General features: G+C 73.1%; 11 protein-coding genes. 6 read left to right on the top strand and 5 right to left on the bottom strand.

Features of this window, described 5'->3' with window-relative positions:
* Positions 1-99: 99 nt before the first annotated feature.
* Both FGW37_RS22020 and FGW37_RS22015 read right to left on the bottom strand, forming a co-directional pair.
* Positions 100-2,997, bottom strand: a complete 2,898-nt coding sequence (locus FGW37_RS22020) for a M4 family metallopeptidase (RefSeq protein WP_425506575.1) — start codon at positions 2,995-2,997, stop codon at positions 100-102.
* Positions 2,998-3,146: 149 nt separating this feature from the next.
* Positions 3,147-4,004 carry an MBL fold metallo-hydrolase gene (locus FGW37_RS22015; protein ID WP_179082625.1) on the bottom strand — a complete coding sequence of 286 codons (858 nt, stop codon included), beginning with the start codon at positions 4,002-4,004 and terminating at the stop codon, positions 3,147-3,149.
* A gap of 123 nt (positions 4,005-4,127) precedes the next feature.
* Between FGW37_RS22015 and FGW37_RS22010 the strand changes: the two genes are divergently transcribed.
* Complete coding sequence (locus tag FGW37_RS22010) at positions 4,128-4,553, top strand: MarR family winged helix-turn-helix transcriptional regulator (protein WP_179082624.1); 426 nt, start codon at positions 4,128-4,130, stop codon at positions 4,551-4,553.
* A 65-nt stretch (positions 4,554-4,618) separates the two neighbouring features.
* Here FGW37_RS22010 and lon read toward each other — a convergent pair whose 3' ends face one another.
* Both lon and FGW37_RS22000 read right to left on the bottom strand, forming a co-directional pair.
* Positions 4,619-7,018: an endopeptidase La gene (gene lon, locus FGW37_RS22005; RefSeq protein WP_179082623.1), complete on the bottom strand. Its 2,400-nt coding sequence runs from the start codon at positions 7,016-7,018 to the stop codon at positions 4,619-4,621.
* A 207-nt stretch (positions 7,019-7,225) separates the two neighbouring features.
* The gene (locus FGW37_RS22000) at positions 7,226-8,203 is read right to left on the bottom strand and encodes a GlxA family transcriptional regulator (RefSeq protein ID WP_425506658.1); all 978 of its coding nucleotides are present in this window, start codon (positions 8,201-8,203) and stop codon (positions 7,226-7,228) included.
* Between the two features lie 148 nt (positions 8,204-8,351).
* Here FGW37_RS22000 and FGW37_RS21995 point away from each other — a divergent pair, with 148 nt between their 5' ends.
* The gene (locus FGW37_RS21995) at positions 8,352-9,218 is read left to right on the top strand and encodes an NAD(P)-dependent oxidoreductase (RefSeq protein WP_179082621.1); all 867 of its coding nucleotides are present in this window, start codon (positions 8,352-8,354) and stop codon (positions 9,216-9,218) included.
* A 317-nt stretch (positions 9,219-9,535) separates the two neighbouring features.
* On the opposite strand, the gene FGW37_RS34000 is transcribed toward FGW37_RS21995, so the two are convergent.
* The gene (locus tag FGW37_RS34000) at positions 9,536-10,588 is read right to left on the bottom strand and encodes a rhomboid-like protein (protein ID WP_179082620.1); all 1,053 of its coding nucleotides are present in this window, start codon (positions 10,586-10,588) and stop codon (positions 9,536-9,538) included.
* A 195-nt stretch (positions 10,589-10,783) separates the two neighbouring features.
* Between FGW37_RS34000 and FGW37_RS21985 the strand changes: the two genes are divergently transcribed.
* From FGW37_RS21985 to FGW37_RS21970, 4 genes are all read left to right on the top strand, one after another.
* Complete coding sequence (locus FGW37_RS21985; protein ID WP_179082619.1) at positions 10,784-11,497, top strand: spermidine synthase family protein; 714 nt, start codon at positions 10,784-10,786, stop codon at positions 11,495-11,497.
* A gap of 92 nt (positions 11,498-11,589) precedes the next feature.
* On the top strand, positions 11,590-12,327 hold the full coding sequence (locus tag FGW37_RS21980; RefSeq protein WP_030366311.1) for a response regulator transcription factor: 738 nt from the start codon (positions 11,590-11,592) through the stop codon (positions 12,325-12,327).
* Positions 12,324-13,517: a HAMP domain-containing sensor histidine kinase gene (locus FGW37_RS21975; RefSeq protein WP_246430495.1), complete on the top strand. Its 1,194-nt coding sequence runs from the start codon at positions 12,324-12,326 to the stop codon at positions 13,515-13,517. The genes FGW37_RS21980 and FGW37_RS21975 overlap by 4 nt, the downstream gene beginning before the upstream one ends.
* A gap of 240 nt (positions 13,518-13,757) precedes the next feature.
* Positions 13,758-17,567 (top strand): multifunctional oxoglutarate decarboxylase/oxoglutarate dehydrogenase thiamine pyrophosphate-binding subunit/dihydrolipoyllysine-residue succinyltransferase subunit, encoded by a 3,810-nt coding sequence (locus tag FGW37_RS21970; protein ID WP_179082618.1) that lies wholly within the window; start codon positions 13,758-13,760, stop codon positions 17,565-17,567.
* Positions 17,568-17,596 lie beyond the last annotated feature (29 nt).

Below are 17,596 nucleotides of genomic sequence, written 5' to 3'. Positions count from 1 at the left end.
CCGCCTCGCCGGACCGCAGGGAAAGACGCCGGGCCCCCGGCACATCGGCGCCGGGGGCCCGGTACTGCGCTCACGCGGGGTGGGAGCCGGACGTGCGGGTCAGCCGCAGGTGCCCGCCGGGCGGGTGCGGGTGACCAGGTCGGTGGTGCCGGTCGTGCCGTCGATCCAGACCACCTGCTTGCCGCCGGCCGCGGCGGCCGAGGTCTGCTCGCCGCGGTTGCACGAGACGCGCGCCCGGGACGAGCCGTCGGCCGCGAACTGCCAGAGCTTGGCCAGCGTCTCGTTGCGGTACGTCATGTCCGGCACCTCGGCGGTCACCGTCACCGCGCTCTCGGAGACCGTCAGGTCGGAGGCGTGCAGCGCGTCCGCGCCCGTCTCCTTGCTGAGGTCCGTGACGCCGGTGCCGTCGAGCGCGGCGCGCCGGACGGCCACCTGACCCTGGTCCCCGGCCGCCTCGTCGGCCGGCCAGAAGACGCCGGTCGCGTTGATGCCGGTCTGCCCGATGGACTCGGGCTTGCCCAGCTGTCCCATGAGGGTCCTGGTGCCGGTCTTGAGGTCAAGGACCTCGGTGCCGACGCCGTAGTCGTCGCCCTCGGGATAGAGCTTGGCGTAGGCGACCTTCCCGCCGCTCAGCGACGGCAGGGCCGTGGCCAGCTCGGCGCGGCCGCCGTCCACCCAGGTGGGCTGCTTGTCGCCGGTGCGGACGTAGCCGACGTGCCGGCCGCCGACGGGGTCGGCCATGTCGATGACGACCGTGCCGCCCTCGACGCGCACGCCGTAGACGCCGCCGGTCGCGGTGCTGTACACCTTCTTGACCGGGCCGCCCGCCAGGGGCCGGGTCAGGACGTCGGCGCCTGCCGTGCCGTAGGCGACCCAGGCGACGGTCTTGCCGTCGGTGGCCGGGTAGACGTGGTAGCGCCCGTCGTTGGGGCTCATCAGCTTCGGCGAGCCGCTGCCGTCCGTGCGGCCGGCCCAGACGGAGTACGCCTCGGAGCCGTCGTCGTTCGACCGCGAGGCGGCCCACCAGCCGCCGCCCGCGCCCGTGCCGGTGTTGGCGGTGTTGAGCCTGGGCGAGAGCAGGTCGGTGTCGACGCCGAGGGCCTGCTCCCAGTTGGCCACGATGCCGTGCGCGTTGAAGGAGCGCTGGACGGTGCTCAGTTCCTTGCCGGAGGCGCCGAGCGCCTTGGCGGCGGCGATCACCGCGTCACGGCCCTCGGTGAAGCCGTCGAGCGGCGTCATGTACTCGGTCAGGGCCTTGTAGACGATCTTGTCGGCGAGGGTGCGGCCCACGTCCTCGCGGATGTCCCACAGGGCGCCCGAGAAGATGGTGGAGTTCAGGTGCACGCCGCCGCCGTCGGAGCCGAAGCCGACACCGATGAAGTTCTTGGACGTGGTGTGGCCGTCGTTGAGGTCGCGGAAGGCGCACTCGCGCGGGGACTTCGTCCGGCACAGGTCCTCGCCGAGCAGGCCGGCGGACGGGTCGTCCATGGCCTTGCCGGCGGCGTCGGTGTCGATGGCGTTGCCGAAGTAGTCGGCGACGGCCTCGTTGAGGGCGCCGGACTGGCCCGCGTAGACGAGGTTGGCGGAGTTCTCGACGACGCCGTGCGTCATCTCGTGGCCGACGACGTCGAGGTCGGCGGAGAGCGTCTTGTACTCCTCGTCGCCGCCGCCGTACACCATCTTGGTGCCGTCCCAGAAGGCGTTGACCAGCGGCCCGCCGAACTCGGTGACGCCCACGAGGGAGTTGATGGCCATGCCCCGGCCGTCCAGGCTGTCGCGGCCGTGGACCTTCTTGTAGTAGTCGTAGACCTTGCCGGCGGCCCAGTGGGCGTCGACGGCGCCGGCCTCCGTGGCCTCCTTGCCGAAGGAGGGCGACGGGGAGCCGAACTCCTTGATCCCGTCGGGCCAGCGGCCGCTGGCCTCGCCGACGTCCTTGCCGCGCGCGTCCCAGGTGGAGAGCAGGTTCTTGCTGGAGTCCCACATCCGCGCGTAGTCCGTCATGACGTACTCGTTGCGGGCGGTGTCCTTGTACAGGCCGAGCTCGACGGTCGTCCCGTCGTACTTGACGCCGGAGCCGGTGACGCCGGGGCTGAGCGGGCCGGCGGCGGCGCGGGCGGCGGCCTCGGACGTGCCGGCGGCGGCGCCCCGGGCGCGGTCGCGCAGCGCGGCCGCGTCGCCGCTGCCGGTGCCCGCGCTCGTGCTCGTGCTCGTGCCGAACGACTTGAGGCCGCTGTACTGCAGCACCGGATAGCCGGCCGCGGCATCGATGTAGACCTCGCGCAGCACGGGGCGGCCGGTGGCCGGGTCGGTGCCGCGCACGGTGACGTGCTGGGTGAGGACGCCGGGGCCCTTGGGGACGACGACGAGGCCGCGCGCGGTGCCCGACAGCGAGCGGGCCTGCTGCGGCGCCGCGCCCTTCGCCCGGACCGCGTCGCTCTTGGCGAGGCGGTTGCCGGCGAGGTCGTGCAGGGTCGCGGCGACGGCCCGCTCGACGGCCAGCTTCTCGCTCACCCCGGCCTGCGTGCCGGCCTTGAGCCCGGTGAAGTACTTGCCGGAGGTGCCGGTGACGACGCGCTTGCCGTTCTTCTTCTCCATCCGCACGACGTACTGGCCGCCCAGTACGTCGACGCCGCGGTGCTTCTGCTGCAGCCGCACGGTCTCGGCCGCGCCCGCGTTCAGCGTCTGCACGGGCTTCAGGTCCCGGGCCGGTTCGGCGATGCGGTAGCGGTCGCGCTTGCCGGCGAGGTGGCCGCGGGCCGCGTCGGCCGCGCTGCCCGCGGAGGCGGCCGTCTCGCGGATGCCGTCCACGAGTGCCGGGGTGGCGGTCCCCTTGCCCGGGATCACCTCCGCCGGGCTGCCGTCGGCACCGCCCGCCGCCTGGGCGGGTGCCCCGGTAACGATGAGCGCGGCGGCACCGATCAGTGCCGCCGCGCCCGGTATTCCGCTCTTGATGGTCCGTCTTCCTGCTCTGCCCGAACGTGCCTTCGTCTTGCGCAAAGGTCCCCCTCCGAACGTGACTGGTCGGTCAGCGGAGCTTGGTCGGGGACCATGCAAGCGGCGGGGTTCGCGTCCGTCAACGGGGCAAAGGGGGCAGGGGCCCCTTCACGTGCTTACGTGTCTTTGCGCGCTTGCGCGCCTTTACGTGCTTACGCGTCGACGGGCTCCCACGTCGTGACCCCCGCAGCGTCGCGCAGCACCCGCCCGAACACCACGTCCGCGAAGTGGATGCCGAAGCCGATCGTCCCGGGCTCCGCCATCTCCTCCACCAGGCGCCGGCGGAAGACCGCGGCCTGCCGGGCGTCGTGGTCGACGACGGCCGACCACTCGGGGTGGGTTATCTGGATCGGCGAGTGCAGGGCGTCGCCGAAGGCGATCAGGCGGCGGCCGCCGCCGGTGATGACGTAGGCGGAGTGGCCCGCGGTGTGGCCGGGGGTGAGCATGACGCGGACGCCGGGGAAGATCTCCTCCCCGTCGGCGACCGTGCGCAGGCTGGGCTCCAGGGCGGCGAGGACCTCCGGGGACACGCCGTGCTGCCCGGCGAGGGGGCGGTGCTCCCACTCGGGTGCGCTCATGAGGTGGACGGCGCCGGCGTCGGCGAGCTGCGCGGACCAGCCGATGTGGTCGCCGTGCAGGTGGGTGACGGCCACGGCCTCGATGCCGGCGGGGGTGCGGCCGAGGCGGGCCAGGTTGTCGAGGAAGGCCCCGCCGTTGATCTCCCCCACGGCGGCGCCGGGTTCGCCGGGGAGGTGCACGGGGCCGACTCCGGCGTCGATGAGCAGGGCCCGGTCGCCGTGCTCGACGAGGAGGCCGCCCATGCTCGCCACGAGGTTGCCGGTCGCGTCGAGATAGGCGGGGTGCTCCGCCCACACCTCGTCGGTGGTGTCCGGCAGCCAGCCGCGCGGGCCCAGCTGCCCGGCGCCGTCCGGCACGTACGTGACCTTGATGTCGCCGAGCTGCAGGGAGCGGATGCCGGCCGGGCGGTGGAGGCGGGCGTCGTCGGTCATGGGTGGGTTCCGTCCTTCGTGGTGCAGGGGTTCCTTGATCGACGACAATAAGCTTCTTGCTTGAATGATTCAAGCTAAAAAATTATCGGCTTGATGAAGTGGGCTCCGATTACGATGGCGGTCATGACCACCCCGGAAGCCCACGCCATCGCCGAGCGCCGGCTCTGCGGCCTGGTGAACGGCCTCGCCCGCCGGATCGCGGACCACGTGCGCGACCGGGCGGCGATGCTGGACCTCACCGCACCCCAGGCCACGGCCCTGCGGGAGCTGACCGGCCCGGTGACGATGCGCGAGCTCGCCGACCGCATGGCCTGCGAGCCCTCCAACGCGACCTTCGTGATCGACAAGCTGGAGGGCCGCGGGCTCCTGGAGCGCCACCCGCACCCCACGGACCGCCGCGCCAAGCAGCTGGTCCTGACGGACGAGGGCGCGGCCCTGCGGGAGCGGCTCATGGAGCTCCTCGCCCGGGAGTCGCCGCTGGCCGGGCTCTCACAGGAGGAGCAGGACGCCCTGCACGGCCTGCTGGACAAGGCCATCAGCCACACCTGAACCGGAAAACGGCGCGGGGCTCGTACCTCTTATGAAGAGGTACGAGCCCCGCGCCGTTGCGGCCGTTACGCCGCCACCGCCACCTCCGCCCCGGCCGGCTGCAGGGCGAGTGCCAGTACCTGGCGGACGTCGGAGACCGGATGGACGTCGAGCTCGGCCAGCACCTCGCCCGGCACATCGTCCAGGTCGGGCTCGTTCCGCTTCGGGATGATCACCGTCGTCACGCCCGCGCGGTGCGCCGCCAGCAGCTTCTGCTTGACGCCGCCGATGGGCAGGACCCGCCCCGTGAGGGACACCTCGCCGGTCATGGCCACCTCCGGCCGCACCCGGCGGCCCGACAGCAGCGATGCGAGCGCCGTCGTCATGGTGACGCCCGCGCTCGGGCCGTCCTTCGGGACGGCGCCCGCCGGCACGTGCAGGTGCACGCCGCGTTCCTTGAAGTCGCCCACCGGCAGCTCCAGTTCCGCGCCGTGCGAGCGCAGGAAGGACAGCGCGATCTGCGCCGACTCCTTCATCACGTCGCCCAGCTGGCCCGTGAGGGTCAGGCCCGCGCCGCCCGTCTCCGGGTCGGCCAGGGAGGCCTCAACGAACAGCACGTCGCCGCCCGCGCCCGTGACCGCGAGCCCCGTCGCCACGCCCGGCACCGCCGTGCGCCGCTCGGCCGGGTCCTGCGCGGACTCCGGGGTGTGGTGCGGCCGCCCGATCAGCGGGCGCAGCTGCTCCTCGCCGATGGTGAACGGCAGCTCCTGCTCGCGCAGTTCGTGCCGGGCCGCGACCTTGCGGAGCAGCCGGGCGAGGGCGCGCTCCAGGTTCCGCACGCCCGCCTCCCGGGTGTACTCGCCGGCGAGCTTGCGCAGGGCGGCGTCCTCCAGGACGACCTCACCGGGCTCCAGGCCCGCGCGCTCCAGCTGGCGGCGCAGCAGGTGGTCGCGGGCGATGACGACCTTCTCGTCCTCGGTGTAGCCGTCGAGGCGGACCAGCTCCATACGGTCCAGCAGCGCTTCGGGAATGGCCTCCAGGACGTTGGCCGTCGCCAGGAAGACGACGTCCGACAGGTCCAGTTCGACCTCCAGGTAGTGGTCCCGGAAGGTGTGGTTCTGCGCCGGGTCCAGGACCTCCAGGAGGGCCGCCGCCGGGTCTCCGCGGAAGTCCGAGCCGACCTTGTCGATCTCGTCGAGCAGGACGACCGGGTTCATCGAGCCGGCCTCCTTGACCGCCCGCACGATCCGGCCGGGCAGCGCGCCGACGTACGTGCGCCGGTGACCGCGGATCTCGGCCTCGTCGCGGACACCGCCGAGCGCCACGCGGACGAACTTCCGCCCCATGGCACGGGCGACGCTCTCGCCCAGCGAGGTCTTTCCGACGCCGGGCGGGCCGACGAGCGCGAGCACCGCGCCCCCGCGCCGCCCTCCGACCACGCCCAGCCCCCGGTCGGTGCGCCGCTTGCGCACCGCCAGGTACTCGGTGATCCGCTCCTTCACGTCCTCCAGGCCCGCGTGGTCGGCGTCGAGGACGGCCTTCGCGCCGGGGATGTCGTACGCGTCCTCGCTGCGCTCGTTCCAGGGCATCTCCAGGACGGTGTCCAGCCAGGTGCGGATCCAGCCGCCCTCGGGGCTCTGGTCGGAGGACCGCTCCAGTTTGCCGACCTCCTTCAGGGCCGCTTCGCGCACCTTCTCGGGCAGGCCGGCGGCCTCGACGCGGGCGCGGTAGTCGTCCGGCTCGTTCTCCGGGTCGCCGCTCAGCTCGGCGAGCTCCTTGCGGACGGCCTCCAGCTGGCGGCGCAGCAGGAACTCGCGCTGCTGCCTGTCGACGCCCTCCTGGACGTCCTTGGCGATGGACTCGGCGACGTCCTGCTCGGCGAGGTGCTCGCTCAGCCATCCGACGGCGAGCCTGAGCCGGGCCACCGGGTCGGCGGTCTCCAGGAGCTCGACGCGCTGCTGAGCCGTCAGGAAGGGCGAGTAGCCGGAGTTGTCGGCGAGCTGGCCCACGTCCTCGATCTGCTGGACGCGGTCGACGACCTGCCAGGCGCCGCGCTTGCGCAGCCAGCTGGTGGCGAGCGCCTTGTACTCCTTGACGAGCTCGGCGACGGCGCCCGGGAGGGGGTCGGGGGCGACCTCCTCCATCGCGGTGCCCTCGACCCACAGCGCGGCCCCGGGGCCGGTCGTCCCCGCGCCGATGCGCACCCGGCGGACGCCGCGGATGAGCGCGCCGGGGTCGCCGCTGCCGGAGAGCCGCCCCACCTGCTCGACGCTGCCGAGCGTGCCGACGCCCGCGTAGGTGCCGTCGACCCGCGGTACGAGCAGCACGAGCGGCTTGTCGCCGCCCCGCGCGGCGGCCTGGGCGGCCTCGACGGCGGCCCGCACCTCGGTGTCGGACAGGTCGAGGGGCACCACCATGCCGGGCAGGACGACCTCGTCGTCGAGGGGCAGCACGGGCAGGGTGAGCGGTGCGGACATCGAAGCCATGATCTCCCCTTAGGCAGGCAAGTTGAGCTATGCCGACTCAATGCGTGGCGCTCCGCGGATGTTCCCGGCCCTGTTCGGCGTTCGCTCTGAGCGATCAGGCGGGCGCGGCGAGATCCCTGTTGCTCCCGCCGCCGCGGCGGGCAGCCGAAGTGGCGCTGTCCGGCGGTGCCGGTCCCACCCGGAACCGGGAACGCGCCGTACGGCCGGTCAGGCCGCTGCCGCCGCTCCCGGGAACGAGCGCCGGTAGTCCGTCGGGGTCACCCCGAAGTGCAAGGTGAAGTGGCGGCGCAGGTTGGCGGCCGTGCCCAGGCCGCTCACCTCGCTGACGCGCTCTACGGACAGGGCCGTCGACTCCAGCAGCGACTGCGCGCGGGCGAGGCGCTGGGCGAGGAGCCACTGCAGCGGGGTCGTGCCGGTGGCGGCCTGCAGGCGGCGGAAGAAGGTGCGGGAGCTCATGCCGGCGCGGGCGGCGAGGTCGTCGACGGACAGGGGCCGGTCGAGGTGCTCGCGGGCCCAGTGCAGGACGGGGGCGATGCCCTCGTCGCCGGCCTCGGGCACGGAGACGTCCACGTACTGCGCCTGCCCGCCTGGCCGGTGCGCGGGCACCACCAGGCGGCGGGCGAGCTGGTTGGCGACGTGGGCGCCGAGGTCGCGGCGGACGAGGTGGAGGCACAGGTCGAGGCCCGCGGTGACGCCCGCGCTGGTGAGGACGTCGCCGTCGTCGACGTAGAGGACCGAGTCGTCCACGTGCACGCGCGGGTGGCGGCGCGCGAGGGCCTCGGCGTGCATCCAGTGGGCGGTGGCGCGGCGCCCGTCGAGGACGCCGGCGGCCGCGAGGGCGAAGGCCCCGGCGCACAGGGAGACCATGCGGGCCCCGGAGTCCGCGGCCCGGCGCAGGGCCTCCAGCAGGTCGGCCGGCAGTTCGCGCCCGCCCTCGATGCACGCCTCGGGCACCGACGGCACGATCACCGTGCCGGCGCCCTCCAGCCCCTCCAGGCCGTGCGAGGTGCGCAGCGTGAGCCCGAAGGGGCCGGGCTGCGGCGCGCCCCCGCCCGCCGAGCACACGCGCAGGTCGTACCAGGGGTCGGCGAGGTCGCGGTGCGGGATGCCGAAGACGGTGCAGACCACCCCCAGCTCGTACAGGTCCCACATGGGGACGTCGTCGTCGATCACGGCCACGGCCACGGTTCCGGCGCTCATGATCACCAGCCTAGGCAGGGCGTGGCAGGAATTTTTCGCAGGGCGTCACTTCTGCCACTGTCGGGGCTCCCGTGCCCGGTGCGAGGCTGGTCGCACTTGATCAACTTCTGTGACACACGGGGAGAAACCACCCATGAAGGTGACCGTTCTCGGCCTGGGTTCGATGGGTACGGCCCTGGCCGGCGCCCTCCTGGAAGCCGGCCACGAGACCACCGTCTGGAACCGCTCGGCGGGCAAGGACGAGGCCCTCGTCGCACGCGGCGCGGCCCGCGCGGCGACGGCGGCGGAGGCCGTCGGGGCGAGCCCGCTGGTGCTCGCCTGCCTGTCGGACTACGACGCCGTGCACGGCCTCCTCGACCCCCTGGCGGACGAGCTGCGCGGCCGCACGCTCGTCAACCTCACCTCCGGCACGCCGGAGCAGGCCCGCGAGAGCGCCTCCTGGGCCGTGGGAGCCGGCATCGGCTACCTCGACGGGGCGATCATGTCGACGCCGCCGGGGATCGGCAGCCCGGCCGTCATGCTGCTCTACAGCGGCTCCTCGCAGGCCTTCGCCGAGTACCGGGAGACCCTGGCGAGCCTGGGCGACCCCGTCGGCCTCGGGGACGACGCCGGAGCCGCCTCCCTCTACGACACCGCCCTGCTCGGCATGATGTGGGCGACGCTCGGCGGCTGGCTGCAGGGCGTGGCGCTGACCGGCGCCGACGAGGTGGAGGCGGCGGCGTTCACCCCTGTCGCGATCCGCTGGATGGCGGCGGTGAACGGCTTCATGAGCACCTACGCGCCCCAGGTCGACGCGGGCGTCTACCCGGGCGACGACGCCACCCTCGACGTCCACCTCGGCGCGATCGAGCACTTCGTCCACGCGAGCGCCGCGCGCGGCCTCGACCCGGCGCTGCCGCGGCTGCTGAAGTCCTCCATCGAGCAGGCGGTCGCGGCCGGCCACGGCGGCGACGGCTACGCCCGCCTGATCGAGTCCGTCCGGGCGGGGGGCCGGGCATGACCGCGGCCGGACGCACGGCGACCGCTCCCGCCGCCCCGGTCGGCGGGGCCTCCCCGGCCCCGGCCGGCGGCCCCGCCGCGCCCCGCACCGCCGACGCCTGGGCCGCGCTCGTCACCGACGCCGCGGACCACTGCTCCGCGGTCCTGGAGGCGGGCGCGGGCCACGACTGGTCCCGGCCCGCGGCGGGCCTGGAGTGGTCCGCGGCCGCGACGCTCGACCACCTCGCGCTCGGCCTCGTCGGCTACGCGGGCCTGCTCACGGCCCGGCCCGCCGACCGCTACATCGCCCTGTTCGCCTCGCTCGACCCCGAGGCCCCGCTACCGGCCCGCCTGGAGGGCATCCGCATCGCTGCGGCGCTGCTCGCCGCGACCGTCCGCGGCGCGCGGGAGGGGGATCGCGCCTGGCACCCGTGGGGCCGTTCCGACGCGCCCGGCTTCGCCGCCATGGGCGTGACGGAGCTCGTACTCCATACGGACGACATCGCGCGCGGCCTCGGGCTCGCCCCCGTCTTCCCCGGCGGCCACAACCTGCCCGACGAGCTCTGCGCGCCCGCCGTCGAGCGGCTCTTCCCGGACGCCCCGGCCGGCCACTCGCCCGCTAAGACGCTGCTGTGGTGCACCGGCCGGGCCGCCCTGCCCGGCCTCCCGCGGCGCACGCAGTGGGCCTGGGACGGCACCGTCCGCAGCTGACCCGCCCGCCGGCCCCTTCTCGCGCAGCAGGCCCCAGCAGGCCATGCCGGTGAGCAGCGCTATGGGGTGGCCCCAGCTGGCGAGGGGGTCGGCGAACTCCACGAGGTCCTGGGCGCACATCAGGAAGGACAGGCCCAGGACCGTCCGCTTCCCGCGCCGCCCCAGCAGCCCGGCGAGCGCGCCCGTGCAGGCCATGACGCCGAAGCTGATGCCGTAGTCGAGGCGGTGCAGCGAGGCCTCGGGCAGCCGCCCCGCGGCCACGGCGCCCGCCACGGGCAGCTCGGTGGCGAGGGTGGCCAGCACGTGGCCGAGGAGGAAGACGCCGGCGGCGCGGGCCCCGCCGACCCGGCGCTCCAGCGCGGCGACGACGAGGACGAAGAGGATCCCGTGCAGCGAGTACAGGCCGCCGGCTATCCACAGGGCGCTCGCCAGCAGGACGAGGAGCGGCTGTTCGGCCAGGTGCGCGGCGTCGGTGCTGGACTCGCGCAGGAGCGCGTTGACCGTGGCCTCGTCGCCGTAGTGCGTGTAGAGCGCGGTGGCCAGCAGGACCAGGCCGTAGGAGAACGTGAACGGCGTGCCGAGGGGGGTGGGCAGCGCCCGCAGGATCCGGCCGGGCGAGGGGGCCCGGGGAGCTCGCCGCCGGCGCCGCAGGTGCTCGCCGCCGGGATCCACCACACTCACTCGGCCCAGCCCCTTCCTCGCGGGGTCCGTCACGGCACCCGGCGCAGCGAAAAGCGATCCCGCTCCGGCTCCCTCCGACATTAAGGTCCATCGAGGGCAGGCGAATCAACCACAGGCCGTGACTCCCGTCACGCCTCTCAACCCCGCACCCGCCTGCCGCGTCCGCCGAGTACCGACCGACACGGAGGCCACCCGATGACCACCCTCCAGCGCGACCCGTACGGCACCGGCGAGGGGCCCGTCACCCTGGACCGCCGCGAGGGCCCGTACGGCGAGGTTGTCCTGCGCCGCCGGGGCACCGGTGACGGCGCTGTCCACGAGATCATCGCGAACGGCTGCTTCCTGATGGACACCTCCGACGGGCGCTCGGAGCGGCTGCTCGTGGACGCCGCGCTGGACGCCCTCCCCGCGGACCGCCCGGGGCCGTCCGTCCTCATCGGCGGGCTCGGCGTCGGCTTCTCGCTCGCCCGGGCCGCCGAGGAGCCCCGGTGGGGCCGGATCACGGTCGTCGAACGGGAGCGGGCGGTGATCGACTGGCACCGGGCCGGCCCGCTGGGCGCCGTCTCGGCGCGGGCGCTGGCCGATCCGCGCACCGAGGTCGCCGAGGACGACCTGCAGCACCACCTGAGCACCGCCCCCGTGCGCTACGACGCCCTGTGCCTGGACATCGACAACGGCCCCGGCTGGACCGTCACGGAGGACAACGGCGGCCTCTACTCCCCCGCCGGCCTGGCGGGCTGCCGCGAGCGCCTGACGCCCGGCGGTGTGCTCGCCGTATGGTCGGCCCGGCCGTCGGCCGAATTCGAAGGAGCCTTGCGGAATGCCGGTTTCGAAGGGGTACGGACCGAAGAGATCGCGGTTGCCCGGGGCGTACCGGACGTAGTGCACCTCGCGCTACGTGCCGCGTAGCCGTCGCCCGCCACCTGCCCGTACCCTGCTTGCCACAGCTGAAGAGCCGGCAGAGAACGACGCGACGGAAAGACGCTAGGGGCGGGGCGCGCATGGAGCAGACACACATCGGCCCGAACGGTGCCGCAGCCTCCGCCGGGGCGCAGCGCCGGGTGCTGGTGGTCGAGGACGACCGGACCATCGTCGACGCCATCGCGGCCCGGCTGCGGGCCGAGGGCTTCCAGGTCCGCACCGCGGGCGACGGGCCGGCGGCCGTCGACACCGCGGAGGCGTGGCAGCCCGACCTGCTCGTGCTCGACGTGATGCTGCCGGGCTTCGACGGCCTGGAGGTGTGCCGGCGGGTGCAGGCGCAAAGACCGGTGCCCGTCCTGATGCTCACGGCGCGTGACGACGAGACGGACATGCTGGTCGGCCTCGGCGTCGGCGCCGACGACTACATGACCAAGCCGTTCTCGATGCGCGAGCTGGCGGCCCGGGTGCACGTGCTGCTGCGGCGCGTGGAGCGGGCGGCCCTCGCCGCGCACACCCCGCGCAGCGGCATCCTGCGCCTGGGCGAGCTGGAGATCGACCACGCCCAGCGCCGGGTGCGGGTCAGGGGCGCCGACGTGCACCTGACGCCGACCGAGTTCGACCTGCTGGTCTGCCTGGCGAACACCCCGCGCGCCGTCCTCTCCCGCGAGCAGCTGCTCGCGGAGGTGTGGGACTGGGCCGACGCCTCGGGCACCCGCACGGTCGACAGCCACATCAAGGCGCTCCGCCGGAAGATCGGCGCGGAGCGGATCCGTACGGTGCACGGCGTCGGCTATGCACTGGAGACCCCGGCGGCATGACCGGCGGCACGGCCGGCCCCGGGGGCGGCACCGGCCAGGGCGTGGCACGGGGCGCGGGCCAGGGCAGGCGGGCCCGCGAGGCCGAGCGCGGCAGGGGCGGCGCGGCGGTGCCGGCGGGCCTGGGGGGCCGCGTCTGGGAGGCGCTGCGCCCGCTGGACCCCTACCGGTCGGTGAAGGCGGCGCTGGGCGCCCTCGTCATCGGCTCGGTGGTGATAACGACCTTCCTGGTCTTCGTCGCGATCCACTCGGCGACCGAGCTCCGGGTGATCACCGTCTTCTCGATCATCGCCTCGCTGCTGATAACGCAGTTCGTGGCGCAGGGCCTGACCGCACCGCTGGACGAGATGACCGAGGTCACCCGGGCGATGGCGCAGGGTGACTACACGCGCCGGGTGGGTGCCGGGCGGCGGGACGAGTTCGGGCACCTGGCGAACGCCTTCAACCGCATGGCGGCCGACCTGGAGGCGGTGGACACCCACCGCAAGGAGCTCGTCGCCAACGTCTCGCACGAGCTGCGGACCCCGATCGCGGGCCTGCGGGCGGTCCTGGAGAACGTGGTGGACGGAGTGTCGGCCGCGGATCCGGAGACGATGCGGACGGCGCTGCGCCAGACCGAGCGGCTCGGCCGCCTGGTGGAGCAGCTGCTGGATCTGTCCCGGCTCGACAACGGGGTCGTACCGCTGCATGCGCGGCGCTTCGAGGTGTGGCCGTATCTGGCGGGCGTCCTGAAGGAGGCGAGCATGGCCAACGGCTCCGGCTCCTCTCCGCACGCCCGCAAGGACGTGCACCTGCACCTGGACGTGTCCCCGCCGGAGCTGACGGCCCACGCGGACGCGGAGCGGCTGCACCAGGTGGTGGCGAACCTGGTGGACAACGCGGTCAAGCACAGCCCCCCGCACGGGCGGGTCACGGTGCGGGCGCGCCGGGGCGAGGGGCCGCAGTCGCTGGCCCTGGAGGTGCTGGACGAGGGGCCGGGCATCCCCGAGGCGGAGCGGCACCGGGTCTTCGAGCGGTTCAACCGGGGCGGCTCCGGGCAGCAGGGCCCGGGCACGGACGGCGGCACGGGGCTGGGGCTGGCCATCGCCCGCTGGGCCGTGGATCTGCACGGCGGGAGCATCGGGGTGGCCGAAAGCCCTCAGGGGTGCCGCATTCAGGTCACTCTTCCGGGCGTACCCCGCGATCAATGTTGACGTATGGTCGGTGACGGAGGCACACATTCGAGGGAGTGTGGGGCGCGCTTGAGCGAACCCTGAGACCCCTGGGACCAGCAGAACCCCGTGTGTTTCCCGCCAAGTCATGCCCCGAAACCCCGGAGCGAATGTGACTTGCGCGACTGCTGGCCCGGGTGGCCTGCATCAACCGTGCAGACAGGCGTAGCCTTTATTCCCGCTGTCCATCACCTTGTGAAGCGGAAGAGGGCGGTTGCCGCCGTGTCGCCACAGTCCCCCAACACCTCGAGCATCTCGACCGACCAAGACGGGCAGGGCAAGAGCCCTGCAGACGTATTCGGTCCCAATGAGTGGCTCGTCGACGAGATCTACCAGCAGTACCTCCAGGACCCGAACTCGGTCGACCGAGCCTGGTGGGACTTCTTCGCCGACTACAAGCCGGGCACCGCGGCGGCAGCGCCGCCGCAGGAGGTGATCGAAGCCGCGGGCGGCCCCGCCCCGGCCGCCACCACGCCCGCGGCGCCCGCCGCACCGGCCCCGGCCGCTCCGGCCGCCGCCGCGCAGCCCGCCACCGCCGCCCCGGCGGCTCCGGCCGCTCCCGCCGCCGCTGCGGCCGCCCCGGCGGCCCCCGCTCCGGCGAAGCCCGCGGTCAAGGCCGCGCCCGCCAAGCCGGCGGCCGCCGCGAAGCCGGCCGAGCCGGCCGCGGGCCCCGAGCTGGTCACCCTGCGTGGTCCCGCCGCTGCGGTCGCGAAGAACATGAACGCCTCCCTGGAGCTGCCGACGGCCACGTCCGTCCGCGCCGTCCCGGTGAAGCTGCTGTTCGACCAGCGCATCGTGATCAACAATCACCTCAAGCGCGCCCGCGGCGGCAAGGTCTCCTTCACGCACCTCATCGGCTACGCCATGGTGCAGGCGCTGAAGCTCATGCCGTCGATGAACTACTCCTTCACGGAGAAGGACGGCAAGCCCACCCTCGTCAAGCCCGAGCACGTCAACCTCGGCCTGGCGATCGACCTGGTCAAGCCGAACGGTGACCGCCAGCTCGTGGTCGCGGCCATCAAGAAGGCCGAGACGCTGAACTTCTTCGAGTTCTGGCAGGCCTACGAGGACATCGTCCGCCGCGCCCGCGTCGGCAAGCTGACGATGGACGACTTCACCGGCGTCACCGCCTCGCTGACCAACCCCGGCGGCATCGGCACCGTGCACTCCGTGCCGCGCCTGATGCCCGGCCAGGGCCTGATCCTCGGCGTCGGCGCGATGGACTACCCCGCCGAGTTCCAGGGCACCTCTCAGGACGCCCTGAACCGCATGGGCATCTCCAAGGTCATGACCCTGACCTCGACGTACGACCACCGGGTGATCCAGGGCGCCGCCTCCGGCGAGTTCCTGCGGATCCTGGCCCAGCTGCTGCTCGGCGAGAACGGCTTCTACGACGAGATCTTCGAGGCGCTGCGCATCCCCTACGAGCCGGTCCGCTGGCTCAAGGACATCGACGCCTCGCACGACGACGACGTCACCAAGGCCGCCCGCGTCTTCGAGCTGATCCACTCCTACCGGGTCCGCGGCCACGTCATGGCCGACACCGACCCGCTGGAGTACCGCCAGCGCAAGCACCCCGACCTCGACATCACCGAGCACGGCCTCACCCTGTGGGACCTGGAGCGCGAGTTCGCGGTCGGCGGCTTCGCCGGCAAGTCCATGATGAAGCTGCGCGACATCCTCGGCGTGCTGCGCGACTCGTACTGCCGCACCACCGGCATCGAGTTCATGCACATCCAGGACCCCAAGCAGCGCAAGTGGATCCAGGACCGCGTCGAGCGCGGCCACTCCAAGCCCGAGCGCGAGGAGCAGCTGCGCATCCTGCGCCGGCTGAACGCCGCGGAGGCCTTCGAGACCTTCCTGCAGACGAAGTACGTCGGCCAGAAGCGCTTCTCCCTGGAGGGCGGCGAGTCCGTCATCCCGCTGCTGGACTCGGTGCTGGACGCCGCCGCCGAGGCGCGTCTGGACGAGGTCGTCATCGGCATGGCCCACCGCGGCCGCCTCAACGTCCTCGCGAACATCGTCGGCAAGTCCTACGCCCAGATCTTCCGCGAGTTCGAGGGCAACCTCGACCCGAAGTCGATGCACGGCTCCGGCGACGTGAAGTACCACCTGGGCGCCGAGGGCACCTTCACCGGCCTGGACGGCGAGCAGATCAAGGTCTCGCTGGCCGCCAACCCCTCCCACCTGGAGACGGTCGACCCGGTCGTCGAGGGCATCGCCCGCGCCAAGCAGGACATCATCGGCAAGGCGGGCACGGACTTCACCGTCCTGCCGGTCCAGCTGCACGGCGACGCGGCCTTCGCGGGCCAGGGCGTCGTCGCCGAGACGCTGAACATGTCGCAGCTGCGCGGCTACCGCACCGGCGGCACCGTGCACATCGTCATCAACAACCAGGTCGGCTTCACCGCGCCGCCGGAGTCCTCGCGCTCGTCGATGTACTGCACCGACGTCGCCCGGATGATCGAGGCGCCGATCTTCCACGTGAACGGTGACGACCCGGAGGCCGTGGTCCGCGTCGCGCGGCTCGCCTTCGAGTTCCGCCAGGCGTTCAACAAGGACGTCGTCATCGACCTGATCTGCTACCGCCGCCGCGGGCACAACGAGTCGGACAACCCCTCGTTCACCCAGCCGCTGATGTACGACCTGATCGACAAGAAGCGCTCGGTGCGCAAGCTGTACACCGAGTCGCTGATCGGCCGGGGCGACATCACCCTGGAGGAGGCCGAGCAGGCCCTGCAGGACTACCAGGGCCAGCTGGAGAAGGTCTTCGTCGAGGTCCGCGACGCGGACGCGGCCACGGCTCCGGCCGCCGTCCCGGCCCCGCTGGGCGGGTTCCCGGCGGCGGTGAACACCGCGATCTCCCAGGAGGTCCTCAAGCGGATCGCCGAGTCGCAGGTCACCACGCCCGAGAACGTCACGGTGCACCCGCGCCTGGTGCCGCAGCTGCAGCGCCGCGCCGCCAGCATCGAGGACGGCACGATCGACTGGGGCATGGGCGAGACCCTCGCCTTCGGTTCGCTGCTGATGGAGGGCACCCCGGTCCGGCTCGCCGGCCAGGACTCCCGCCGCGGCACCTTCGGCCAGCGTCACGCGGTGCTCGTCGACCGCGAGACCGGCGAGGACTACACCCCGCTGCTCTACCTGTCCGAGGACCAGGCCCGCTTCAACGTCTACGACTCGCTCCTCAGCGAGTACGCGGCGATGGGCTTCGAGTACGGCTACTCGCTGGCCCGCCCGGACGCGCTGGTGCTGTGGGAGGCCCAGTTCGGTGACTTCGTCAACGGCGCCCAGAGCATCGTCGACGAGTTCATCTCCTCCTCCGAGCAGAAGTGGAACCAGACCTCCGGCGTCACGCTGCTGCTGCCGCACGGCTACGAGGGCCAGGGCCCGGACCACTCCTCGGCCCGCGTCGAGCGCTTCCTGCAGCTGTGCGCGCAGAACAACATGACGGTCGCCATGCCGACGCTGCCGTCGAACTACTTCCACCTGCTGCGCTGGCAGGTCCACAACCCGCACCACAAGCCGCTGATCGTCTTCACCCCGAAGTCGATGCTGCGTCTGAAGGCCGCGGCGTCGAAGGCGGAGGAGTTCACCAGCGGCCAGTTCCGTCCGGTCATCGGTGACGACACGGTCGCCGCGGCGGACGTCCGCAAGGTCGTCTTCTGCTCCGGCAAGGTCTACTACGACCTGGCCGCCGAGCGCGCCAAGCGCGGCGCCACGGACACGGCCCTCGTCCGCATCGAGCGCCTCTACCCGCTGCCGGGCGAGGAGCTCCAGGCCGAGATCGCCAAGTTCCCGAACGCCGAGAAGTACATCTGGGCGCAGGAGGAGCCGGCGAACCAGGGTGCCTGGCCGTTCATCGCGCTGAACCTGATCGACCACCTGGACCTGGCCGTCGGCGCCGACGTCCCGGCCCGCGAGCGGCTGCGGCGGATCTCCCGTCCGCACTCCTCGTCCCCGGCGGTCGGCTCGGCCAAGCGTCACCAGGCCGAGCAGCAGACGCTGATCAACGAGGTGTTCGACGCCTGACGGGTGTCCTCGCCTGTACGGGACCGGGC

Origin of the sequence: Streptomyces rectiverticillatus (genome assembly GCF_013394065.1) — a bacterium.
Lineage (GTDB): Bacteria > Actinomycetota > Actinomycetes > Streptomycetales > Streptomycetaceae > Streptomyces > Streptomyces rectiverticillatus.
This window is presented reverse-complemented; position numbering and strand designations above follow the sequence as displayed.

What these genes read in the sequence shown, in the direction of transcription:
- FGW37_RS22015 (WP_179082625.1), bottom strand. Translation starts at nt 4,004, where the DNA reads ATGACCGACGACGCCCGCCTCCACCGCCCGGCCGGCATCCGCTCCCTG.
- FGW37_RS22010 (WP_179082624.1), top strand. Translation starts at nt 4,128, where the DNA reads ATGACCACCCCGGAAGCCCACGCCATCGCCGAGCGCCGGCTCTGCGGC.
- lon (WP_179082623.1), bottom strand. Translation starts at nt 7,018, where the DNA reads ATGGCTTCGATGTCCGCACCGCTCACCCTGCCCGTGCTGCCCCTCGAC.
- FGW37_RS21995 (WP_179082621.1), top strand. Translation starts at nt 8,352, where the DNA reads ATGAAGGTGACCGTTCTCGGCCTGGGTTCGATGGGTACGGCCCTGGCC.
- FGW37_RS21985 (WP_179082619.1), top strand. Translation starts at nt 10,784, where the DNA reads ATGACCACCCTCCAGCGCGACCCGTACGGCACCGGCGAGGGGCCCGTC.
- FGW37_RS21980 (WP_030366311.1), top strand. Translation starts at nt 11,590, where the DNA reads ATGGAGCAGACACACATCGGCCCGAACGGTGCCGCAGCCTCCGCCGGG.
- FGW37_RS21975 (WP_246430495.1), top strand. Translation starts at nt 12,324, where the DNA reads ATGACCGGCGGCACGGCCGGCCCCGGGGGCGGCACCGGCCAGGGCGTG.